Raw genomic sequence first — 22,474 nt, forward strand, 5'->3', positions numbered from 1 at the left:
GCCTGAGAGGAAAGCACCATGAGTCATTTACTGGATCAACTGCGGTTCTTCAATCGCAAGCAGGGCGAGTTCGCCGACGGTCATGGCGAAACCCGCAAAGAGTCGCGCGACTGGGAGAACGTCTACCGTTCGCGCTGGCAGTACGACAAGATCGTGCGCTCCACCCACGGGGTCAACTGCACCGGCTCCTGCTCGTGGAAGATCTACGTGAAGAACGGCCTGATCACCTGGGAAACCCAGCAGACCGACTACCCGCGTACCCGCAACGACCTGCCCAACCACGAGCCGCGCGGTTGCCCGCGGGGGGCCAGCTACAGCTGGTACATCTACAGTGCCAACCGCCTGAAGTACCCGAAGATCCGCAAGCCGCTGCTCAAACTGTGGCGTGAGGCGCGCCAGAACCTGGCGCCGGTCGAAGCCTGGGCCAGCATCGTCGAGAACCAGGCCAAGGCCGACAGCTACAAGAGCAAGCGCGGCATGGGCGGCTTCATTCGTTCCAGCTGGGATGAAGTCACCGAGATCATCGCCGCCGCCAACGTCTACACCATCAAGCAATACGGCCCCGACCGGGTGGTGGGCTTCTCGCCGATCCCGGCGATGTCGATGGTCAGCTACGCCGCCGGTGCCCGCTACCTGTCGCTGCTGGGCGGCACCTGCCTGAGCTTCTACGACTGGTACTGCGACCTGCCGCCGGCCTCGCCGATGGTCTGGGGCGAGCAGACCGACGTGCCGGAATCGGCCGACTGGTACAACTCCAACTACATCATCGCCTGGGGCTCCAACGTTCCGCAGACCCGCACCCCGGATGCGCACTTTTTCACCGAGGTGCGCTACAAGGGCACCAAGACCGTGGCCATCACCCCCGACTATTCGGAAGTGGCCAAGCTCACCGACCTGTGGCTCAACCCCAAGCAGGGTACCGACGCCGCCCTGGCCCAGGCCTTCAACCATGTGATCTTCAAGGAATTTCACCTCGACCGGCCCAGCGCCTACTTTACCGAGTACGCCAAGCGCTACACCGACCTGCCGGTGCTGGTGCTGCTCAAGCCGATGCTCGGCACCGCGCCGGGCAACGGCTATCAGCCGGACCGCTTCCTGCGCGCTTCGGATCTGGCAAACAACCTTGGCCAGGACAACAACCCCGAGTGGAAAACCATTGCCCTGGATGCCGACGGCGAGCTGGTCTCGCCCCAGGGTTCGATTGGCTACCGCTGGGGCGAGCAGGGCAAGTGGAACATCCTTGCCCGTGAAGGCGGCGAAGGCCGCGAGATCGACCTGACCCTGAGCCTGATCGGTGGCGACGTCGCCGAAGTGGCCTTCCCGTACTTTGCCGGCGAGAGCCACGAGCACTTCCAGCATGTCGCCGGCGACGCCGTGCAGTACCGCCGCGTGCCGGTGCGCAGCTTGACCCTGGCCGACGGTAGCCAGGTCAAGGTGGCCACGGTGTTCGACCTGTCGGCGGCCAACCTTGCCATCGACCGTGGCCTGGGCGGCGCCAATGTGGCCCGCGACTACGACGACGCCAGCGTGCCCGGCACCCCGGCCTGGCAGGAGCAGATCACCGGCGTCAGCCGCGAGAAAGCCATCCAGATCGCCCGCGAGTTTGCCGACAACGCCGACAAGACCCGTGGCCGCTCGATGATTATCGTCGGCGCGGCGATGAACCACTGGTACCACATGGACATGAACTACCGCGGGCTGATCAACATGCTCATGCTCTGCGGTTGCGTCGGCCAGACCGGCGGCGGCTGGGCCCACTACGTCGGCCAGGAAAAACTGCGCCCGCAGTGTGGCTGGCTGCCGCTGGCCTTTGGCCTGGACTGGAGCCGGCCGCCACGGCAGATGAACGGCACCAGTTTCTTCTACGCCCACAGCTCGCAATGGCGCCACGAGAAGATGAGCATGCACGACGTGCTCTCGCCGCTGGCCGACAAGCGCGAGTTTCCCGAACACGCCCTGGACTACAACATCCGCGCCGAACGCGCCGGCTGGCTGCCCAGCGCGCCGCAGCTCAACACCAACCCGCTGCACATCTGCCGTGACGCCGCCGCGGCCGGCATGGCGCCCAAGGACTACGTGGTCAAGGGCCTGCACGAAGGCAGCCTGCGCTTTGCCTGCGAGCAGCCGGACAACCCGGTCAACTTCCCGCGCAACATGTTCATCTGGCGGTCCAACCTGCTCGGCTCCTCGGGCAAGGGCCACGAGTACATGCTCAAGTACCTGCTCGGCACCCGCAACGGGGTGATGAACGAAGACATCGGCCAGGTCGGCGACTGCAAGCCGCAAGAGGCCGAATGGGTCGACGACGGCGCCATCGGCAAGCTCGACCTGGTGACTACCCTGGATTTCCGCATGTCCTCGACCTGCGTGTATTCCGACATCGTCCTGCCGACCGCGACCTGGTACGAGAAGGACGACATGAACACCTCGGACATGCACCCGTTCATCCACCCGTTGTCGGCAGCCATTGACCCAGCCTGGGAATCGCGCTCGGACTGGGAGATCTACAAGGGCATCGCCAAGGCCTTCTCGGCTATGGCCGAAGGGCACCTGGGCGTCGAGCAGGACCTGGTCACCGTGCCGCTGATGCATGACAGCGTCGGCGAGCTGGCCCAGCCGTTTGGCGGCACCGACTGGAAAACCGCCGGCGTCGCCCCGCAGCCGGGCAAGAACGCACCGAACCTGCAGGTGGTCGAGCGCGACTACCCGAACATCTACAAGCAGTTCACCTCGCTGGGCCCGCTGCTGGAAAAACTCGGCAATGGCGGCAAGGGCATCAACTGGAACACCGATGAAGAAGTGAAGTTTCTCGGTGAGCTGAACTACCGCGAAGTCGAGGCGGGCATCAGCCAGGGCCGGCCGAAGATCGATACCGCGATCGATGCGGCGGAAGTCATCCTCTCGCTGGCCCCGGAAACCAATGGCCACGTGGCGGTCAAGGCCTGGGCGGCGCTGTCGCAGTTCACCGGCATCGACCACAGCCACCTGGCGCTGTCCAAGGCCCACGAAGCGATCCGCTTTCGCGACATTCAGGCGCAGCCGCGCAAGATCATCTCCAGCCCGACCTGGTCGGGGCTCGAGGACGATCACGTCAGCTACAACGCCGGCTACACCAACGTCCACGAGAACATCCCGTGGCGGACCATCACCGGCCGCCAGCAGTTCTACCAGGATCACCCGTGGATGCAGGCGTTCGGCGAGCAGTTGATGAGCTACCGGCCACCGGTCAACACCCGCACCATCGCCGGGGTAAAAGACAAGCGCAGCAACGGCGAGACCGAGATCGTCCTGAACTGGATCACCCCGCACCAGAAGTGGGGCATCCACAGCACCTACAGCGACAACCTGCTGATGCTCACCCTGAGCCGTGGCGGGCCGATCGTCTGGCTCTCGGAGATTGATGCGAAGAAGGCCGGCATCGAGGACAACGACTGGATCGAGTGCTTCAACGCCAACGGCGCGCTGACTGCGCGGGCGGTGGTCAGCCAACGGGTCAAGGAGGGCATGGTGATGATGTACCACGCCCAGGAACGGATCGTGAACGTGCCTGGCGCCGAGACCACCAAAACCCGCGGCGGCCACCACAACTCGGTCACTCGCGTGGTGCTCAAGCCGACCCACATGATCGGCGGCTACGCGCAACAGGCCTATGGCTTCAACTATTACGGCACGGTCGGCTGCAACCGCGACGAATTCGTCGTGGTGCGCAAGATGGCCAAGGTCGACTGGCTCGACGGTTCGCGCGGCGATGAGCTGCCCCGTCCGCTGCCGACCGAGATGGAATAAGGAGCACTGTCATGAAGATCCGTTCACAAATCGGCATGGTCCTCAACCTGGACAAATGCATCGGCTGCCACACCTGTTCGATCACCTGCAAGAACGTCTGGACCAGCCGCGAAGGCATGGAATACGCCTGGTTCAACAACGTTGAATCCAAGCCCGGGGTCGGCTACCCGAAAGAGTGGGAAAACCAGGACAAGTGGAAGGGCGGCTGGCTGCGCAACGCCAACGGCTCGATCAACCCGCGCATCGGCGGCAAGTTCCGGGTGCTGGCGAACATCTTCGCCAACCCCGATCTGCCGAGCCTGGACGACTACTACGAGCCGTTCGACTTCGACTACCAGCACCTGCACACCGCGCCCCTGGGCGAGCACCAGCCGACCGCGCGGCCGCGCTCGGTGGTGTCCGGCAAGCGCATGGAAAAGATCGAATGGGGGCCGAACTGGGAGGAGATCCTCGGCACCGAGTTCGCCAAGCGGCGCAAGGACAAGAACTTCGACCAGATCCAGGCCGACATCTACGGTGAGTACGAAAACACCTTCATGATGTACCTGCCGCGCCTGTGCGAGCACTGCCTCAATCCTGCGTGCGCGGCGTCCTGCCCGAGCGGGGCGATCTACAAGCGCGAAGAGGACGGCATCGTCCTTATCGACCAGGAAAAATGCCGCGGCTGGCGCATGTGCATCAGCGGCTGCCCGTACAAGAAGATCTACTTCAACTGGAAGAGCGGCAAATCCGAGAAGTGCATCTTCTGCTACCCGCGCATCGAAGCCGGCATGCCTACCGTGTGCGCCGAAACCTGCGTCGGGCGCATCCGCTACCTCGGCGTGCTGCTGTATGACGCCGACCGCATTGCCGAGGTGGCCAGCACCGCCAACGAGCACGACCTGTACGAGAAGCAGCTGGAAATCTTCCTCGACCCCAACGACCCGGCGGTGATCCGCCAGGCCCTGGAGGACGGCGTACCGCAGTCGGTGATCGACGCCGCGCAACGCTCGCCGGTGTACAAGATGGCCGTCGACTGGCAGCTGGCGCTGCCGCTGCACCCGGAATACCGCACCTTGCCGATGGTCTGGTACGTACCGCCGCTGTCGCCGATCCAGAACGCCGCAGCTGCCGGCACCGTGGGCATGAACGGGGTAATCCCGGACGTCGACAGCCTGCGTATCCCATTGCGCTACCTGGCCAACCTGCTCACCGCCGGTGACGAAAAGCCGGTCAAACGCGCCCTCAAGCGCCTGCTGGCCATGCGCGCTTACAAGCGCGCCGAGCAGGTCGAGGGCGTGCAGGACCTCAAGGTGCTGGAGGACGTCGGCTTGAGCGTCAACCAGGTCGAGGAGATGTACCGCTACCTGGCCATCGCCAACTACGAAGACCGTTACGTGGTACCGAGTGCCCACCGCGAAGAGGCCATGAGCGATGCCTTCGCCGAGCGCTCCGGTTGCGGCTTCAGCTTCGGCAGCGGCTGCAGCGGCAGCTCCGACACCAACCTGTTCGGGGCGAAGAAGGCCAACCGCCGCGACATCCTCAAAACCGTACAGCTGTGGGAGGAATGAGCATGCGCATCCTGAAAGTGATTTCGCTGCTACTCGATTACCCGAACGAAGCCCTGGTGGCCGGCCGCGACGAGCTGGAGCAGGCGATCATCCAGGCGCGGGAAATCAGCCCGCGCCAGCGCGGCGCGCTGTTCGAGCTGCTGGAGCTGATCTGCAACAACGACCTGATGGATGGCCAGGAGCATTACGGCGCGTTGTTTGGCCGTGGCCGTTCGTTGTCGCTGCTGTTGTTCGAGCATGTGCATGGCGAGTCCCGCGACCGCGGCCAGGCCATGGTCGACATGCTCGCCCAGTACCAAGCGGCGGGCTTTGCCATTGGCGTCAAGGAGCTGCCGGACTACATCCCGCTGTACCTGGAATACCTCTCGACCCGCGAAGACCTCGAGGCCCGCGAGGGCCTGGCCGATGTCGCGCACCTGCTGGCGCTGCTTGCCGCACGCCTGGAGGAGCGTGAGAGCGCCTACGCCAGTTGCTTCCGGGCGTTGCTGCAGATTGCCGGCGCCGAGCCGCACCAGGCGGTGGCTGATTTGCGCGAGCAAGTCGCCGCCGAGCAACGCGATGATTCTCTCGAAGCCCTGGACAAGATCTGGGAAGAGGAGGCGGTGGACTTTCTCAAGGCCGAGCAGCAGGAGCGTTGCAGCTCACTGCCAAGCGCGCCGGGCAAGGCCCGGGAAGAAAGCGCGGTACCGCTGCACTGGGTCGATTTTCAGCATCAAGGCCAGGCTGCTGCGCCGGCCGGGGAGGTGGGTAATGTCTAAGTGGAACCTGTTGATGTTCGGGGTCTATCCCTATGTCGCCCTGGCGATCTGCTTGCTCGGCAGTTGGGCACGGTTTGACCTTTCGCAGTACAGCTGGAAGGCCGGCTCCAGCCAGATGCTCGACAAGCGCGGCATGCGCGTGGCGAGCAACCTGTTCCATGTCGGCGTGCTGTTCGTGTTGGCCGGGCACTTCGTCGGCCTGCTGACCCCGGCGTCGGTCTATCACCATGTGCTTAGCACCGAGCACAAGCAGCTGCTGGCGATGGTTTCTGGTGGTTTCTTCGGCCTGCTGTGCCTGATCGGCCTGATCATGCTGCTGCACCGGCGCCTGACCGAGCCACGGGTGCGGGCGACTTCCAGCACCTCGGACATTCTCATCTTGCTGGTATTGCTCGCGCAACTGGTACTCGGCCTGCTGACCATCGTCGCCTCCACCGGCCATATGGACGGCTCGGTGATGGTCATGCTCGCCGACTGGGCGCAGAACACCGTGCTGCTGCGCCCGGTGGATGCGGCGGCGGCAATCGCCCCGGTGAGCCTGGTGTACAAGCTGCACGTGCTGCTGGGCCTGACCCTGTTCGTGCTGTTCCCCTTCACCCGCCTGGTGCACATCGTCAGCGCGCCGGTGTGGTACCTGGGCCGGCGCTATCAAATTGTCCGGCAGAAAGCCTGAGGAGGTCGCCATGACGCACGCAAGCGAAGCGCACCTGATTGCCAGCAGCGAACAGCAGTGGCCGGTCATCAGTGTCAATGACGTGGTCATCAGCCAGCAGGCCCTGGCCCAGGAGCTGCAATACCACCCGGCCAGCGATCGCGAGGAGGCCGTGTACATGGCCGCCCGCGCCCTGGTGATCCGCGAGCTGATGCAGCAACGCATCGCCGAACTGGGGCTGGCGCTGCAGGTGGGCGCCGGCGAGAACCCGGAGGAAGCGGCCACGCGGTTGCTGCTGGAGCGCGAAGTGCAGGTGCCAAGCTGTGACGAGGCCACCTGCCTGCGCTACTACCACAGCAACCGCGGGCGCTTTCACAGCGCGCCGCTGCTCGCGGTACGGCACATCCTGCTCGAATGCGCGCCGGACGATGCCGAGGCGCGCAGCCTGGCCCTGGTGCAGGCCGAGATCCTCCACGAGCGGCTGTTGCAGTTCCCCGAGCAGTTCGCCGAGCTTGCGCAAAAGTACTCGGCCTGCCCGTCGAAGGCCCAGGGGGGTGAGCTGGGGCAGATCAGCAAGGGCCAGACCGTGCCGGAGCTTGAGCGCCAGCTGTTCACCCTGGCGCCGGGCCTCGCGCTCAAGCCGCTGGAAAGCCGCTACGGCTGGCACCTGGTCAGTGTCGACCAGCGCATCGAAGGCCAGGCCTTGCCCTACGAGGCAGTGGCCACGGCGATCCGCACCCAGTTGCAGCAGGGCGTGTGGCAAAAGGCGCTGGTGCAGTACCTGCAAACCCTGATCGGCGCCGCCGATATTCGTGGCATCCGCCTGCAGGGCGCCGATTCACCGCTGGTGCAATAAGGGGACGCTGATGAGCACTGTGATGCAGGACGGCTTCGGGCGGCAGATCGATTACCTGCGCATGTCAGTGACCGATCGTTGTGATTTTCGCTGTGTGTACTGCATGGCCAAACACATGACCTTCTTGCCGCGCCAGCAGGTGCTGACCCTCGAAGAGTTGCGGCGCCTGGCCACGCTGTTCGTCGGCCAGGGCGTGGGCAAGATCCGCCTGACCGGCGGCGAGCCGCTGATTCGCCCGGGTATCGTCGAGCTGTGCCGTGACATTGCCGCCTTGCCCGGCCTGCGTGAACTGGTGATGACCAGCAATGGCTCGCAGCTGCAGCGCCTGGCCCGGCCGCTGGTAGAGGCCGGGGTCAAGCGCATCAACATCAGCCTCGACAGCCTCGATGGCCAGCGCTTTCGGGCAATTACCCGCACGGGCGATCTGGATCAGGTGCTGCGCGGCATCGAGGCGGCGCGCGAGGCCGGTTTCGAAGGCATCAAGCTCAATTGCGTGGTGATGAAGGGGCGCAACTTCGATGAGGTGTTGGCGCTGCTGCAGTACGCCATCGACCAGCGCATCGACATCACCTTCATCGAGGAAATGCCCTTGGGCGAGGTCGGCCGTGCGCGCGCTGAGTCGTTTTGCGCCAGCGACGAGATACGGGCGCTGATTGCCAGCCGCCACGCTTTGCTCGATAGCGCCGAGCACAGCGGCGGGCCGGCGCGCTATGTGCGCCTGGCCCGGCACCCGGCAACGCGCATCGGTTTTATCTCGCCCAACAGCCACAACTTCTGCGCCAGCTGCAACCGGGTGCGGATGACCGTGGAAGGGCGCTTGCTGCTGTGCCTGGGGCAAGAGGATTCGCTGGATTTGCGCGGCTTGTTGCGGCGCTATCCGCTGGATGACCAACCGATCATCAGCGCTCTGCAACAGGCGTTGCGCCGCAAGCCGTTGCGCCATGATTTCAACCCGCAGGGGGAGGTGCAGATCTTGCGGTTCATGAACATGAGCGGCGGGTGAGGGTGGCCGTCAGGGCCTTATCGCGGGGCAAGCCCGCTCCCACCCTGTAGGAGCGGGCTTGCCCCGCGATTCTTGATATCGATCAATTTCTTTCACCCGCTTTACCCGTAGCCTGCACTGCATATTGTGTTTCCAAATCAATAAACGTCTATATGTAGTGTCAGGAGGGCAAATGCACAGCACGCTGATCAGGGTAGGGCACAACCGGTTGCACAAGCGCGATGGCAGCCTGGTGGCCTTTGACGCCGACAAGATCCGCCAGGCGTTGATCGCCGCCGGCAAGGCCACTGGCGAATATGCCGAAGCCGAGGCAGACGGTTTGCTTGAAGCAGTCCTTGCCCACCTTGAGGGCTACTCCAAGCTGCACGTCGAGCAGATCCAGGACCGGGTCGAACGGGTGCTGATGGACGCCGGGCATTTCCTTTCGCTACGCGCCTATATCGTCTACCGCGAACAGCACGGACGCCTGCGCCGTGACCGCAAGACCCTGGTCGAAGTCGCCACCTCGATGAACGAATACCTCAACCGCGAAGACTGGCGGGTGCAGGCCAACGCCAACCAGGGTTACTCCCTTGGCGGCCTGGTGCTCAACGTTTCCGGCAAGGTCACTGCCAACTACTGGCTCGACGAGGTCTACAGCGAAGCCATCGGCCGCGCCCATCGCGAGGCCGACCTGCATATCCACGACCTCGACATGCTCGCCGGCTACTGCGCCGGCTGGTCGCTGCGCAGCCTGCTGCACGAGGGCCTCAATGGCGTGCCCGGGCGGGTCGAGGCCGGCCCGCCCCAACACCTGAGCAGCGCCCTGGGGCAGATGGTCAACTTTCTCGGCACCCTGCAGAACGAGTGGGCCGGGGCCCAGGCCTTCAGCTCCTTCGACACTTACCTGGCGCCCTACGTGCGCAAGGACCGGCTGAGCTATGAAGAGGTGCGCCAGGCCCTCCAGGAGTTCATCTACAACCTCAATGTGCCGTCGCGCTGGGGCACGCAAACGCCGTTTACCAACCTGACCTTCGACTGGGTCTGCCCGCAGGACCTGCGCGAGCAGATCCCGGTGATCGGCGGTGAAGAAATGCCCTTTGCCTACGGCGAGCTGCAAGCGGAGATGGACCTGCTCAACCGTGCCTACATCGAAGTGATGCAGGCCGGCGACGCCAAGGGCCGGGTATTCACTTTCCCGATCCCGACCTACAACATCACCCACGACTTTCCCTGGGACAGCGACAACGCCGAGCGCCTGTTCGCCATGACCGCGCGCTATGGCCTGCCGTACTTCCAGAACTTCCTCAACTCGGACATGCAGCCCAACCAGGTGCGCTCGATGTGCTGTCGCCTGCAACTGGATGTGCGCGAACTGCTCAAACGTGGCGGCGGCCTGTTCGGCTCGGCCGAGCAGACCGGCTCGCTGGGGGTGGTGACCATCAACTGCGCGCGCCTGGGCTACCTGTACAAGGGCGACATCAGCGGCCTGTTGCAGCGTCTGGATGCGCTGATGGAGCTGGCCATGGAGAGCCTGGAGGTCAAGCGTAAGGTGATCCAGCACCACATGGATGCGGGCTTGTACCCCTATACCAAGCGCTACCTGGGCACCCTGCGCAATCACTTCTCGACCATCGGCGTCAACGGCCTGCATGAGATGCTGCGCAACTTCAGCGACGAGCAGATGGGCCTGCACACCGCCCAGGGCCGGCGCTTCGCCCTGAACCTGCTGGACCATGTGCGCGCCACCCTGGTGCGCTTTCAGGAAGAAACCGGCCACCTGTACAACCTCGAAGCCACCCCGGCCGAGGGCACCACCTACCGCTTCGCCAAGGAAGACCTCAAGCGCTTCCCCGACATCCTCCAGGCCGGCTGCAGCCAGGCGCCGTACTACACCAACTCCTCGCAACTGCCGGTGGGCTATACCGACGATCCGTTCGAGGCCCTGGAACTGCAGGACGAGCTGCAATGCAAGTACACCGGCGGCACCGTGCTGCACCTGTACATGGCTGAGCGGATCTCCTCGGCCCAGGCCTGCAAGCAACTGGTGCGCAGGGCCCTGGAGCGCTTCCGGCTGCCGTACCTGACCATCACCCCGACGTTTTCCATCTGCCCGGTGCATGGCTACCTGGATGGCGAACATGAGTTCTGCCCCAAATGCGACGAAGCGCTGCTGCTGGCCCAGCAGCAGGGCAGCGTGCATTGACCCGTTTTACCCTCAACAGCAAGGAGCTTCATCATGACTGCACAGCAAACCCTGCCGACGGCGCAACGCCAACGGTGCGAAGTCTGGACCCGGGTCATGGGTTATCACCGCCCGGTGTCGGCGTTCAACCCCGGCAAACAGTCCGAGCACCACGAGCGGCTGCACTTCAATGAGGGCGCGGCAACGGCCGGGCATCCATGAGCCGAGCGCTGCGGGTCGGGGGCATGGTGCCCCTGACCACCCTCGATTACCCCGGCAAGCTCGCCTGTGTGCTGTTCTGCCAGGGCTGCGCCTGGCGCTGCCGTTACTGCCACAACCCGCAACTGATCCCGCCCCGGGGCCGTGATGAACTGCCCTGGGCGCAGGTGCTGGCGTTTTTGCAGCGTCGCCGCGGCCTGCTCGATGCCGTGGTGTTCAGCGGCGGTGAGGCAACCCTGCAGGACAGTCTGCCAGAGGCCATGGCCCAGGTGCGGGCCATGGGCTTTGCCATCGGCCTGCACAGTGCCGGGATCAAGCCTGAGGCGTTTGCCCGGGCATTGCCTGGGGCCGACTGGGTCGGCTTTGACGTCAAGGCGCTGGCCGAAGACTGCCAGTTGGTTACCGGCGTGCGCGGCAGTGGCCAGGCCAACTGGCGCAGCCTGGATTCCCTGCTGGCCAGCGGCGTCGACTACGAATGCCGCACCACGGTGCACTGGCACCTGATCGATCCACCGCGATTCCTCACCCTGGCCCGGCGCTTGAATGCGCTTGGGGTCCAACGCTTCGTCGTGCAGCGGGTACGCACGGCACGCATGCTCGACCCGCAGCTGCCCGGTGCTTCGGCACACAGATTGCTACCCGAGCTGTGGGACACCCTCCACACGCTGTTTCCCGCGTTTGAAGTACGCGACTAGTAAGGCTTTGAAATGACCAGATTGACCACAGCACAACGTATCCTCATCGGTTTTGCCATCGCGCCCCTGGCGCTTCTGGGCCTGGCCTTTTATGCATTGCATGACCTGGCCACGCTCAAAGAGCAGGCGGTGGTGATCGTCAAACAGGACTGGCCGAAGATCGAACCGATCATGGTCATCGCCACCGGGGTGCGCGACAACGCACGCAACACCCGCGACCTGTTGCTCGACAAGGACAACCTGCAGGTGCAGCAGGCCATCGACACCACCAAGCAGCGCATCAGCCAGGCCCTGGCAACGCTTGAGCCGCTGTTCTACCTGCCCGAGGGCAAGGCCGCCTACGCTGCGCTGAAAGCCAGCCGCGAAACCTATGTCGCGGCGTTTACCCAGGTACAGACACTGATCCGCCAGGGTGACGCGCAGGCGGCAATGACCCAGCTCAAGCAAAACGTGGTACCCGCCGAGCACGAGGTATACCAGCACCTGGAAAGCCTGATGGCCTTGCAGGGGCAGATCTTCGTCGAGCGCGAACAGGCCGCCCAGGCCCTGTACAACGACGCCCGGCTGAACATGCTCGGCCTGGTCGTGCTGTGCCTGCTGGCGGTGATCGCCGCTGCGCTGCTGGTGACCCGCAGCGTCACCCGGCCGCTGGGCGGCGAGCCGGATACCGCCGCGCGGGTGCTCAGCCGGATCGCCGAGGGCGACCTGACCATCGCCGTGCCGACCTATGGCAGTGCCGACGGCAGCGTGATGCTCAACATGCAGCAGATGCAGCAGAGCCTGAACAGCATGGTCAAGCACATCGCAGCTTCGGTGGAGCGGGTCGCCAGTTCTTCCGAGGAACTCAGCGCGGTCAGCAGCCAGACCAGCAGCAGCCTGCAGCTGCAGGGCCTGGAAATCGAACAGGCGGCAGCGGCGGTCAACGAGATGACCGCCGCGGTGGACGAAGTGGCGCGCAACGCGGTGAGCACCAGCGAAGCCTCGAAGGTCTCCGAACAAACCGCCCAGCGTGGCCGTGAACAGGTACGCGAGACGGTCGCCTCGATCAGCACCCTGGCCGACGGCGTCAGCGATACCTCCGCGCGCATCCAGCAACTGGCCGGGCGTGTGCAGGACATCAGCACGGTGCTGGATGTGATCCGCAGCATCGCCGAACAGACCAACCTGTTGGCGCTCAACGCCGCCATCGAGGCGGCCCGCGCCGGTGATGCCGGGCGCGGCTTTGCCGTGGTCGCCGACGAGGTGCGGGCCCTGGCCCATCGTACCCAGGTGTCGACCCAGGAGATCGAGCAGATGATCGGCAACATCCGCCAGGACACCAGCGAGGCGGTGACCGCCATGCTCAGCAGCAGCGAGTTGGTGCACACCACCCTGGACGTGGCCCAGCGTGCCGGCGAAGCGTTGGAGGCGATCACCCGGTCGATTTCGCAGATCAACGAGCGCAACCTGATGATCGCCAGCGCCACCGAAGAACAGGCCCTGGTGGCCCGTGAGGTGGACCGCAACCTGGTGGGCATTCGCAACCTCTCCGAACAGGTGCTGCTGGGGGCGCAACACACCGACAGCGCCGGCCAGGACCTGGCGCAGATGGCCGGCAGCCTGAGCCAGACCGTGGCGCGCTTCAAGGTTTGATGCCCGTCTGGATCAGCGCCCTTGATCTGTATCAAGGGCAAGCCCGGCACTGGGCGCTAGCGTGAACGCTCGCCCATTGCCGCCTGAGGCACTTCATGGCCAAGCCCTTTCCTGTCAGCCCCAAGCACCCCGAGCGCATCTGCTGGGGCTGCGATCGCTACTGCGCGGCCAACGCCCTGGCTTGCGGCAACGGCGCCGACCGTACCATGCACCCGGCAGAGATGTTCGGTGACGACTGGAACGAGCAGGGTGACTACGGGTTGGCGTCGCCGGCCGACTACGAAGGCGCAGCGCAGCGGGCCACACTACTTAAATAGCACCCGCGCAGACCTTGGCCAGGGTCTGCTGCTGACTTTTCCAACACCAGGAAGTCAGCATGAACGACCACGACGATGCCTCGATCGACAGCTTTATCGCCCAACGCCTGCCAGGCTGGTTGCGGGATGCGCCTTTGGCCGCGGTGCAAGCCTTGCAGCAGAGCATGGGCGACAGTCAGCGCGCCCAGGTGCCGATGCAGGCACTGCTGGACTCGCTGCAGTCTCCTGAAGATTTTGCCGCGCCACTGTTGAGCGCAGCGCTGAGTGCGCGCTTTGCCCAGCGGGTAAATGTGCGCACCTGGCGCTTGCGCCTGGTGCGACGCATTCTCGACGGCCTGCCGCAAGCGTCACTGCCGCCGGTTTTTCGCGTGGTGACCACTTACCAGAGCCTGTTGCATGCCGCGCTGCACAACTTTGCCGCTGAAGAAGCCGTCGAAGGCAGTCATGATCAACAGACCGCGATCATCGACGAGCACGGCACGGTCCAGCCGCTGTCGGTGGCGGCTTTCGCCCGCCTGTGCCGGGAGCTGGATGTGGGCGGCAAGTACCAGGCCCATATTAAATCGGTGTTCAGCCCGGCCGCCGAGGGCGCCCGGCAGGTCAACAAGACCCTCGAACAGAGCTGGCGCAGTGGTCTGGCCGTGGCGCTCAATCAGGCCTGGATCAAGGGCGATCTCGATGACGCCAGCCACCAATGCCTGTTGCGCACCCTGGCGCTCAGGCCGCTGGTGCCCAATGCCACCCTGAGCAGCTTTGCCCATCACCTCAACCTGCTGGGTAAGCGCCTGGTCGGCGTGGTGGCTTTCGAGTTGCGCGAGCAGTTGTTCGAACCCAACGGTTACTCTGATGTGTTGAGCGTGGTGTTGTACATACCCGATGACCCGCTCAAGCCGCTCAAGCAATACACCTCGTGGGACGCGGCCTATTCGGCGCTCGCTGCACGCTTTGCTCAGGCCGGCTATGCACGCTTCTTTCAACGCTTTGTCAGTGAGCGTGATCGCGGTGCCTTCTTGACGACCCTGAGGCGGCTGCTCACGCAAGGCTCAACGGGCTCGGCGATCGAGCTTGATGGTCGTCACTTTGCCTTTGCCGGGCCACTGCTGGCCACGCTGTCTGCTGCGCGCATCGCCAAAATCGAGGATGACGCCCGGGTACTGGCAGTGCCCACCGATGATGAAGACCGCACAGAGCGCAGCCAGCGCCTGCAGGAGTACCAGGAGATTGGCCTGACCCTGGCCAACCTGGCAGCCTTTTTTGTCCCCGGGCTCGGGGAAGTGATGCTCGGGGTTGCCGTCGCGCAGCTGCTGGGCGAGGTTTATCACGGCTATGAAGACTGGCAGCAGGGCGACCGTGAAGGCGCCATGAACCACTTGCTCGGGGTGGCGGAAAACCTGGCGGCCAACGCCTTGCTGCTGGCGGGCGGCAAGGTGCTGGTCAAGGCGCTGCAGCGGTCGGGTTTTGTCGATGGCCTGGTGCCGGTCGAACTGGCTGACCAGCGTCAGCGCCTGTGGAACCCCGACCTGCAGACGTACCGGGACAATGCCTTCGCCCATCGCCTGGAGACGGTCGGTGCCACGGGCTGGCGCCCGGCCTGGGACAGCCCGCAGCACTGGCAGGGCAGTGAGGCAATGCTCAAGCGCTTCGGCGGGCAATGGCAGCAGGCCTCGGACGCGCAACTGCAGCGGGTGCTGGCAATCACCGGCACCGAGCAAGCACAGATCAGGCAGTGGCAGGTGCACGGTGAAGCGCCACCGGCGACGTTGGTCGATGCCCTTGAGCGAGTTCGGCTCGATCATCAGCTTGCTTCAACGCTCAGTAGCCTGAGCGTGGGTAACGTCGGCCAGCCGGCGCCTGTGCTGCTGCGGGCGTTGACCGCCCTGGAAGGCTGGCCTGAACAACTGCTGGTGACCCTGGGCGAGGAGCGCTTCGGCCAGGCAACGCCGACGTCGCCGCGGACCATCGAATTGAGCCCTGTGCCTTCGGCCAGTGGCGACTGGCTGGACCAGGTTCTGCTGGCGCTGGAGGAGACTGACAAGCTGGCGTTGCTGACAAGCCCGGGCGAGGGCCTGAGCGAGCGCCAGCAACTGCTCGCGCGCCTGTCCAGGCACCTTGAACAACGCCGTGCCGACGCCTTCGACTTCCTCTATGCCCATTCGCGCCAGGAGCCGAGCGCCGGGGCGCAGATCCTCCAGCGCAACTTTCCCGGGCTACCGCTGGTGGTCGCTGAAGAGATCTGCAGCCACGCCCGGGCCGATCACCTGCAGAGCCTGCTGGACACCTCGAAAGTGCCCTTGGCGATGCTGGAAGAGGCTCGCCTGCTGATGCGCGAAGTACGCATCAACCGCGCCCTGGAAGCTGTCCACCTGCAGAGCCCGGGCCGGGCCAGCAGCGCTACGCTGGCGGCCCTGAGCGGTGCGCGACGCGAGGAGGTGGCTGGCATTATCGGCCTGAGCGAGCCGGGGCAGTGGTTTCACCCGCCGCAGCGCCTGGCCGACGGGCGCATTGGTTACCCCTTGAGCGGGCGTGGGGTGGGCGGGCGGCAGGCAGTCAATCGCGCCGTGCGTGAGTTGTACCCCACGTTCAGCGACGCCGAGGTTGGCGAGTTCCTCACCGAGTTGCGGGTGTCTGGCCGCGAGTTGTGGAGCGGCTTGCAGGCGCTGCATCAGGAGCTGGCAACCCTCAACGAAACCCTTTACAGCTGGCAAGCGGCCGACCCGATCCGCGGCGCTGCCCGCGAACGGGTCGCCGCGCGCTTGCGTCGCTGCTGGCGCCGGCAGACGGCGCGGGTGCGCAATCGCGGCGCCGACTATCGCCTGCTGCTCGAGCACGAGCCGATAGGTGCATTGCCGCAGTTGCCAGAGAGCATCAGCTTCGCTCATGTGGCGGAGATTACCCTCAATGACTTGCAGATCACCGAGTTGCCGCCAGGCTTTCTCCAGCGCTTTAGTGCATTGCGCTGGCTGGATGTGGTGCACGGTGATCTCGCCCGAGTGCCTGAAGGCATTGACGGGTTGAATCATCTGACCTGGCTGAACCTCAGTCACAACCGGATTGCCTGGACCCCGGCCGACAATCGACTGCTGGCATCGCTGGGCCGCCTGGAGGTGCTCGACCTGGATCACAATCCGCTGGCGTCCCCGCCGGATGTGACCGCGTTGTCGCGCTTGCGCTTGTTGCGCCTGCGCAATACCGCCATCACCACGGTACCGGCCGGCTTGCTCAGCCGCCCGGCGCTGGAGAGCGCCGACCTGCGCGAGAACCCCATTGTGGTGTTGCAGGAGGGCCTGTTCAACGCGCCGCGGCGCATCCTCGAACGCATCAACTTCCACGACAACCCGCTCAACGCCGAGAGCCGTGAACGCTTGCTGGCGTTCGAGCGCGCCGGGTTGCTGCCGGCGGTCGCCGGCTTCAGTCACGCGCGCTTCGACAACCTGCAGGAGGAGTGGCTGTCTGGATCGCAAGACGAAGTGCGCGTGCAGCGCGCCCGGCAATGGCAGGCACTGCAGGGGGAGGAAGGCTCCGCCGACCTGTTTCGCCTGTTGGGTGACCTGCGTGAGACGGCCGACTTCAGGCGTCGGCGCCAGGACCTCACGCGCCGTGTCTGGGAGGTGCTTGAGGGTTGTTATGACGATACCGGCTTGCGCAACGAACTGTTCGCCCTGGCCGGCGCACCGCGAAGCTGCTCGGACAGCGTCGCCCTGAACTTCAGCGCCCTGGAGGTGCGCGCCCATGAACTCACCGCGACCCGTGGCCTTAGCGGAGCCAGTCGCCAGCAACCGTTGCTGAACCTGGCCCGTTCGCTGTTTCGCCTGGATGAAGTGGACCGCCTGAGCGCCGAGGAAATCCAGCTGCGTCGCGCGATGGGCATGGCCCCGGACGAAATCGAAGTCCTGCTGGCTTTTCGCACCGGGCTTGCCGACGAACTGGAACTGGTCGGGCAGCCACGGAGCATGGCTTACCGCTTTGTCGCCGGCGTCGATCGGCATGCCTTGAACACCATGCGCGACCAGGTCCGTATGGCCGAGCGCACGCCACGCCTGGCGGCATCGGTGGCGGCACGGGGATTCTGGGTCAGGTTTATCGAGGCGCATCAGCAGGCGGCGTTCGATGCGCTCGACCAGGCGTTCTTCCAGCAACTGGAATCGCTGCAGGCGATACACGCCGAACTCACCGACCAGCAGTACCTGCAGCGCAGCAATGACATCGGCGCAGCCCGGGAAGCGGCGCGTGGCGAACTGGTCCTGCAGTTGACCACCCTTGCCCTCGGGCTCCACCCCGCGGCCAGCGCCGGCGTCATGAGCGAGGAGGGGCTATGAACATGCCAGGCCCGCAGGCGCACGTGCCAGTGAACGACAGCCAGGTCCATGACTACCTGCCTCAATGGCTGCTGCAGGCGCCGGCCGAGCGCCTGCTGGCCCTGAGCCGAGCAATGCAGTTGAGCCAGCAGCAACGTACCCGGGTTGCTGGCGTACTGTCGAACATTCAACCACTCGATAGTTTCGCCCGCACCTTGCTGCGGCAACAATTGCGCAGGCAGACCGGCGTGGACCTTGACGTCGAGCACAACCAGCTGGTCCACACCCGGCACCTGAGCCGGACCTCGACCTTGCTGTCGCTGCCGCGCCAGGGTTCAACCGCCGTGGTCTCCAGCCACAGCCTGTTACAAGCGGCGCTACAGAACTTCAGCGCGGCCGAGGCGGCCAATGGCGGGCTTGCGGGCAAGGCCCGGCTGCAGTTCGTGCGACCGCTGGCAACCTTGGCGCAATTGACCCCCGAATCCTTCGCCGGCTTGTGCCGCACACTCGACCTGGGTGGCCGCTACCAGCTGCATCTGGATCAGGTGCTGACGGACGAGTTCACGCAAATGCTGCGGCGCAGCCACTACCACGACCTGGAAGTCGCCGCGTTGCTCGCGGTACTCAGTGGCGCGCTCGATGAGTACGGCTTCACGGCACTCCTGCAGCATATTCATGCAGATTTTCTGCAGCCAGGCGATGATCCGGTCATCCGCCCCCTGCAGGTGCGGTTGGGTGGGGTGAGGCTCAATGGCATGGTGGTCTTCGAGCTACTGCCGGAGTCGGCCTTCGATACATCGCCGGGCGTGGTGCGCCTTGGTCAACTGAACTGGCTATTGTACATCCCCGGTGACCCACAACGTCCGTTGGTTCAGTTCAGTGCCCGGGAGGATATGCTGGGTGAGCTGGGGGGGCGCTTGAAATCGCCCGGCTACGCGCGCTGGTTCACGCGCTTCGTGCCCCAGGCCGAGCAACTGGCATTTGCCGCGAGCCTGGGTGAACAACGCCAGCGCGCTGCGCCGGGCGCGCCGCTGGCAATAAGCATGGGCTTGTCGGCCTTCGCCGGGCCGTTGTTCAGTACCCTTGCCAGCCAACAGTTGGCGAAGATCCGCAACGATGCGCGCACCCTGGCCGTGCCTACCGATGACGAAGATGAAAAACAGCGGGTGGAACGCCTGCATGCCTACGAGAACGCCGGCCTGTTGTTTCTCAATGTTGCCGGTTTGTTTGTGCCGGTACTGGGCGCGGCAGTGCTCGGCGTGGCTGCTGCGCAATTGGCCTCGCAGTTGTTCGAAGGCTTTGAGGACTGGCTTCAGGGCGACAGCGACAAGGCGCTCGAACACCTGACCGACGTGGTCGAGAACCTGGCGTTGTTTGCGGCCGCTGGCGCCGGCGTGCACCTGGTGAGCAAGGCGCTGCGCCACGCAGCCTTCATCGAGGCGCTGGTACCGGTCAGTAACCGGCAAGGCCAGGCGCGTTTGTGGAAGCCCGACCTGGCGGGTTACCAGGCCCGGATCGAACCGGGTACGGCTGATGCCCAAGGGGTCATTGGCGGCGACCCGGGCCCTTATCTCACCCTGGACGACCGGGTTTACGCAGTGCAGCACGACAGCGCTCTGGGGCAATGGCGCATCGTCCATTCCGAGGGGGGCGAACGCTATTCGCCGGTCCTGCAGGGCAACGCTCGGGGAGGGTGGCGCCATAGCGGGGAGAACCCGCTGCAGTGGCAAGACACGCGGTTCATGCTCAAGCGCCTGCTACCTGAGCTGGCAACGCTGGCGGAGCCTGCGCAAGAACAGATTCTGACCATAAGCGGCCTTGATGGCGGGCAGTTACGCCGCTTGCACCTGGACAACCTGGCGGCTCCAGGCCTGCTGCGCGACTGCCTGTTGCGCTGGCGTCTGGATCAGGACATCGAGCGCTTTATCGAGCAACTTGCGGCTGGGGCACCGCTGGACACCACAGAGGCGCAGATGCGTGACTACCTGGTGTCGCGCCTGCCCGCTGACACTACCACCAGCCCTGCGCTCGGGGTGCTGGCCCGGCACGCAAGGATGCTGCGCCAGGCGCTGTTCAGCCATTGCTATGGCCTGCGTACGCGCCTGGCGGGCATCGCCGGGTCCGTGGTCCAGGTGGATTTTCCCGAGCTGCCCAGCAGCCTCGTCGGTGATCTGCTCGAGGCGGCCAGTGACGCTGAACTAGGACGCCTGGTGGAGCAATGGCGGGTGCCTCTGGCGATGGCCAACCGCATACGGGCGCCGTTGCACGATGTACGGATCAGCCGCGCCGTCGAAGGGCTGTACCTGCAATCGGTGCGCAGCCGCGACAGCGACAGGTTGATCCTGGCCCTGCTTGGGCAACTGCCCGGCTGGCCGCAGGCGTTGGCTATCGAGGTGTTCGAAGGCAGCCTGTCAGGGCCCAGACTCGGCCCGGCCGCGCCAGCGACCGGCAGCCGTCGCGTACAGATCGTCAGGCTGGAGTCGGGATACCAGCTGTATCGCCAGGCTGGGGAGCACACGGGCGAGTTTTACCCTGATCTGTTCAGTGCCTTGAGCAACGCGCTGTCTGCCTCGGAACAGGCGGCGCTGGACACGCCGCTGCGCAGCCGCCTTGGCGAGCTGTTGCACCTGCACCGCGGCAAGGTTGGGCAGTGGCTGCAACCGACGCCCAGGCAACGCCCCTGGTTCAATCCGCCACAGCGCTTGGCCGATGGGCGTATCGGCTATCCCTTGAGTGGTCGCGGCCTGTTCGGTGGGCGCCGCGCGGCCCAGGTGCGGGATATCCGCCAGCTGTACCCGGGGCTCTCGGATACCGACGCCGATGCCTTTGTCGACGCACTGCTGCGCAATGGTGTCGACGTCGCGGCGCGCATCAAAGCCTATCAGCGTGAATACCAGTTGCTCGACGGCACCTTGCGGGCCTGGAGCCAGTCAGTAGCCGCCGATGAAGTGGGCCAGGCCCTGCGCCGCAGCCGTCAGCAGGCGGCGCTGCTGATCCGCCGTGCCTGGCGCAAGCTGTCGCCCAAACGTTGGTCCAACCGCAGCGTCATCGGTTACAGCCTGAGCCTTGAAGGGCTGTACACCGGCGACTTGCCTGGCTGGCCGGCCGAGGTCGATTTTGACCATGTGGTCGATCTACAGTTGCACAACATGGGCCTGGGCGACGCTTCGGCGGCTTTCCTGCTGCCCTTCAAGCGCTTGCGCGAGCTGAACCTGGGCAACAACGCCCTGACCCGTTTGCCCGACGCCCTGAGTGCTATGCCGGCGCTGACGCGCTTGTTGGCGCCGGGTAATCACATCGAACTCGACCAGCAGGCGGCCCGGCAACTGGCCGGGCTGTCGCAACTGCGCATCCTCAACCTCAATGACAATCCTGTGGGGCCCTTGCTGGACCTTGAACGTTTGTCGCGCCTGGAGGAGGTGCAACTGCGCAACACCGGGCTGCAAGCCTGGCCGCACGGGCTGTTGAACCGCTATCACGGCTACCGCCTGGACCTGCGCAACAACCAGATCGACAGCCTGCCGCAAGCGGTGCTTGACGCCCCGGGCTGGATCAACCGCGGGCTGGCGCTGCATGACAACCCGCTGTCGCAGGCAACCTTTGAACAGCTTGAGCAGTACCAGCAGCGCACCGGTATTCGCCTGGCCAGCCGCCGTAGTCATCAGTCGCCAGTGAGCAAGGCGCGGCGCCTGTGGCTGCAAGCGGCGCCGGCCGGCGACAGCGCCCAGGCGCTGACTACCTGGCAGGCATTGGCCGACGAGCCGCAGGCGACAGGTTTGTTCCAGCTGCTGGCCGACCTCAGCGCGACTGCCGAGTTTCAGCGCACGCCTGCTGACCTGGGGGGGCGAGTATGGGCTTTGCTCGATGCCGCCAGCAAAGCGCCCGAACTGCGCGAGTCGCTGTTCGAGCTTGCGGCCTCACCAATCACCTGCGGTGACAGCGTCACCCTCAATTTTGCCACCCTGGAAATCCGCGCGTCGGTGTACATCGCCTCGCACCTGGCGACCGACCAGCCTCTGGCACAGCGGCTATTGAGCCTGGGTCGGCGGCTGTTTCGCCAGGAGCAACTAGACCTGCTGGTTGCCGAGCAGGCGCAGGCGCCAACAAACGCGGTGGCAGTTGTCGATGTCGTCGAGCTGAACCTGGCCTACCGCATTGCCCTGGGCGAGGCGCTGGACTTGCCGAGCAAGCCACAGAGCATGTTGTTCCCGGCCCTGGCGCCGCTGGATGAGGGCGAGATCGCCAGCGCCCGCCAGCGCATCGAGGGCCTTGAACAGACGCAGGCGTTGCAGCGCTTCATCGGTAGCCGGGACTTCTGGCTCGACTACCTCAAGGCGCAACACAAGGCGCAGTTCGAAGCCCTTGACCTGCCTTATCGCAACCAGCTGGAGGCGATCATGGACAGCCAGGGCGAGCTGCGCGATGACGATTATCTTCAGCGCATGCGGGCATTGGCCAGTGCCCGCGAGCACGCCGAAGCGAACCTGGCGTTGCGTTTGACCGAGGAGGCGTGGGCCGCCTTCGTGGTCCAGGCGGCCGAACCGTGA

General features: G+C 65.0%; 11 protein-coding genes and 1 pseudogene. All 12 read left to right on the top strand.

Annotated elements, in window-relative coordinates; genetic code table 11:
* Positions 1-18: 18 nt before the first annotated feature.
* Entirely contained in the window at positions 19-3,786 is a 3,768-nt protein-coding gene (locus JYG36_RS12470; RefSeq protein ID WP_213604191.1) for a nitrate reductase subunit alpha, read from the top strand.
* Between the two features lie 11 nt (positions 3,787-3,797).
* The gene (gene narH, locus JYG36_RS12475) at positions 3,798-5,336 is read left to right on the top strand and encodes a nitrate reductase subunit beta (protein ID WP_045198013.1); all 1,539 of its coding nucleotides are present in this window, start codon (positions 3,798-3,800) and stop codon (positions 5,334-5,336) included.
* A 2-nt stretch (positions 5,337-5,338) separates the two neighbouring features.
* Positions 5,339-6,094 (top strand): nitrate reductase molybdenum cofactor assembly chaperone, encoded by a 756-nt coding sequence (gene narJ, locus JYG36_RS12480; protein ID WP_045198015.1) that lies wholly within the window; start codon positions 5,339-5,341, stop codon positions 6,092-6,094.
* Positions 6,087-6,767 carry a respiratory nitrate reductase subunit gamma gene (gene narI, locus JYG36_RS12485; protein ID WP_195884341.1) on the top strand — a complete coding sequence of 227 codons (681 nt, stop codon included), beginning with the start codon at positions 6,087-6,089 and terminating at the stop codon, positions 6,765-6,767. Before narJ ends, narI begins: the two co-directional genes overlap by 8 nt.
* 10 nt (positions 6,768-6,777) lie before the next feature.
* Positions 6,778-7,602, top strand: a complete 825-nt coding sequence (locus JYG36_RS12490) for a peptidylprolyl isomerase (protein WP_213604193.1) — start codon at positions 6,778-6,780, stop codon at positions 7,600-7,602.
* Between the two features lie 10 nt (positions 7,603-7,612).
* Positions 7,613-8,605, top strand: a complete 993-nt coding sequence (moaA, locus tag JYG36_RS12495) for a GTP 3',8-cyclase MoaA (RefSeq protein WP_213604195.1) — start codon at positions 7,613-7,615, stop codon at positions 8,603-8,605.
* Between the two features lie 172 nt (positions 8,606-8,777).
* Positions 8,778-10,991: pseudogene (locus JYG36_RS12500) on the top strand (ribonucleoside triphosphate reductase).
* On the top strand, positions 10,988-11,683 hold the full coding sequence (locus JYG36_RS12510) for an anaerobic ribonucleoside-triphosphate reductase activating protein (protein WP_213604197.1): 696 nt from the start codon (positions 10,988-10,990) through the stop codon (positions 11,681-11,683). Before JYG36_RS12500 ends, JYG36_RS12510 begins: the two are co-directional and overlap by 4 nt.
* A gap of 12 nt (positions 11,684-11,695) precedes the next feature.
* Positions 11,696-13,315 (top strand): methyl-accepting chemotaxis protein, encoded by a 1,620-nt coding sequence (locus tag JYG36_RS12515; RefSeq protein ID WP_213604199.1) that lies wholly within the window; start codon positions 11,696-11,698, stop codon positions 13,313-13,315.
* Positions 13,316-13,410: 95 nt separating this feature from the next.
* Entirely contained in the window at positions 13,411-13,632 is a 222-nt protein-coding gene (locus JYG36_RS12520; RefSeq protein ID WP_213604201.1) for a DUF3079 domain-containing protein, read from the top strand.
* A gap of 59 nt (positions 13,633-13,691) precedes the next feature.
* Complete coding sequence (locus JYG36_RS12525) at positions 13,692-17,948, top strand: NEL-type E3 ubiquitin ligase domain-containing protein (RefSeq protein ID WP_213604203.1); 4,257 nt, start codon at positions 13,692-13,694, stop codon at positions 17,946-17,948.
* On the top strand, positions 17,945-22,474 hold the full coding sequence (locus tag JYG36_RS12530; RefSeq protein ID WP_213604205.1) for an NEL-type E3 ubiquitin ligase domain-containing protein: 4,530 nt from the start codon (positions 17,945-17,947) through the stop codon (positions 22,472-22,474). Before JYG36_RS12525 ends, JYG36_RS12530 begins: the two co-directional genes overlap by 4 nt.

It is taken from the genome of Pseudomonas sp. SORT22, assembly GCF_018417635.1.
Taxonomy (GTDB): Bacteria; Pseudomonadota; Gammaproteobacteria; order Pseudomonadales; family Pseudomonadaceae; genus Aquipseudomonas.

Bases quoted from the DNA above. Each gene is read 5' to 3' on its own strand.
- JYG36_RS12510 (WP_213604197.1), top strand. From the start codon at position 10,988: ATGAGCCGAGCGCTGCGGGTCGGGGGCATGGTGCCCCTGACCACCCTC.
- narJ (WP_045198015.1), top strand. From the start codon at position 5,339: ATGCGCATCCTGAAAGTGATTTCGCTGCTACTCGATTACCCGAACGAA.
- JYG36_RS12525 (WP_213604203.1), top strand. From the start codon at position 13,692: ATGAACGACCACGACGATGCCTCGATCGACAGCTTTATCGCCCAACGC.
- JYG36_RS12515 (WP_213604199.1), top strand. From the start codon at position 11,696: ATGACCAGATTGACCACAGCACAACGTATCCTCATCGGTTTTGCCATC.
- JYG36_RS12520 (WP_213604201.1), top strand. From the start codon at position 13,411: ATGGCCAAGCCCTTTCCTGTCAGCCCCAAGCACCCCGAGCGCATCTGC.
- moaA (WP_213604195.1), top strand. From the start codon at position 7,613: ATGAGCACTGTGATGCAGGACGGCTTCGGGCGGCAGATCGATTACCTG.
- JYG36_RS12470 (WP_213604191.1), top strand. From the start codon at position 19: ATGAGTCATTTACTGGATCAACTGCGGTTCTTCAATCGCAAGCAGGGC.
- JYG36_RS12490 (WP_213604193.1), top strand. From the start codon at position 6,778: ATGACGCACGCAAGCGAAGCGCACCTGATTGCCAGCAGCGAACAGCAG.
- narI (WP_195884341.1), top strand. From the start codon at position 6,087: ATGTCTAAGTGGAACCTGTTGATGTTCGGGGTCTATCCCTATGTCGCC.
- narH (WP_045198013.1), top strand. From the start codon at position 3,798: ATGAAGATCCGTTCACAAATCGGCATGGTCCTCAACCTGGACAAATGC.
- JYG36_RS12530 (WP_213604205.1), top strand. From the start codon at position 17,945: ATGAACATGCCAGGCCCGCAGGCGCACGTGCCAGTGAACGACAGCCAG.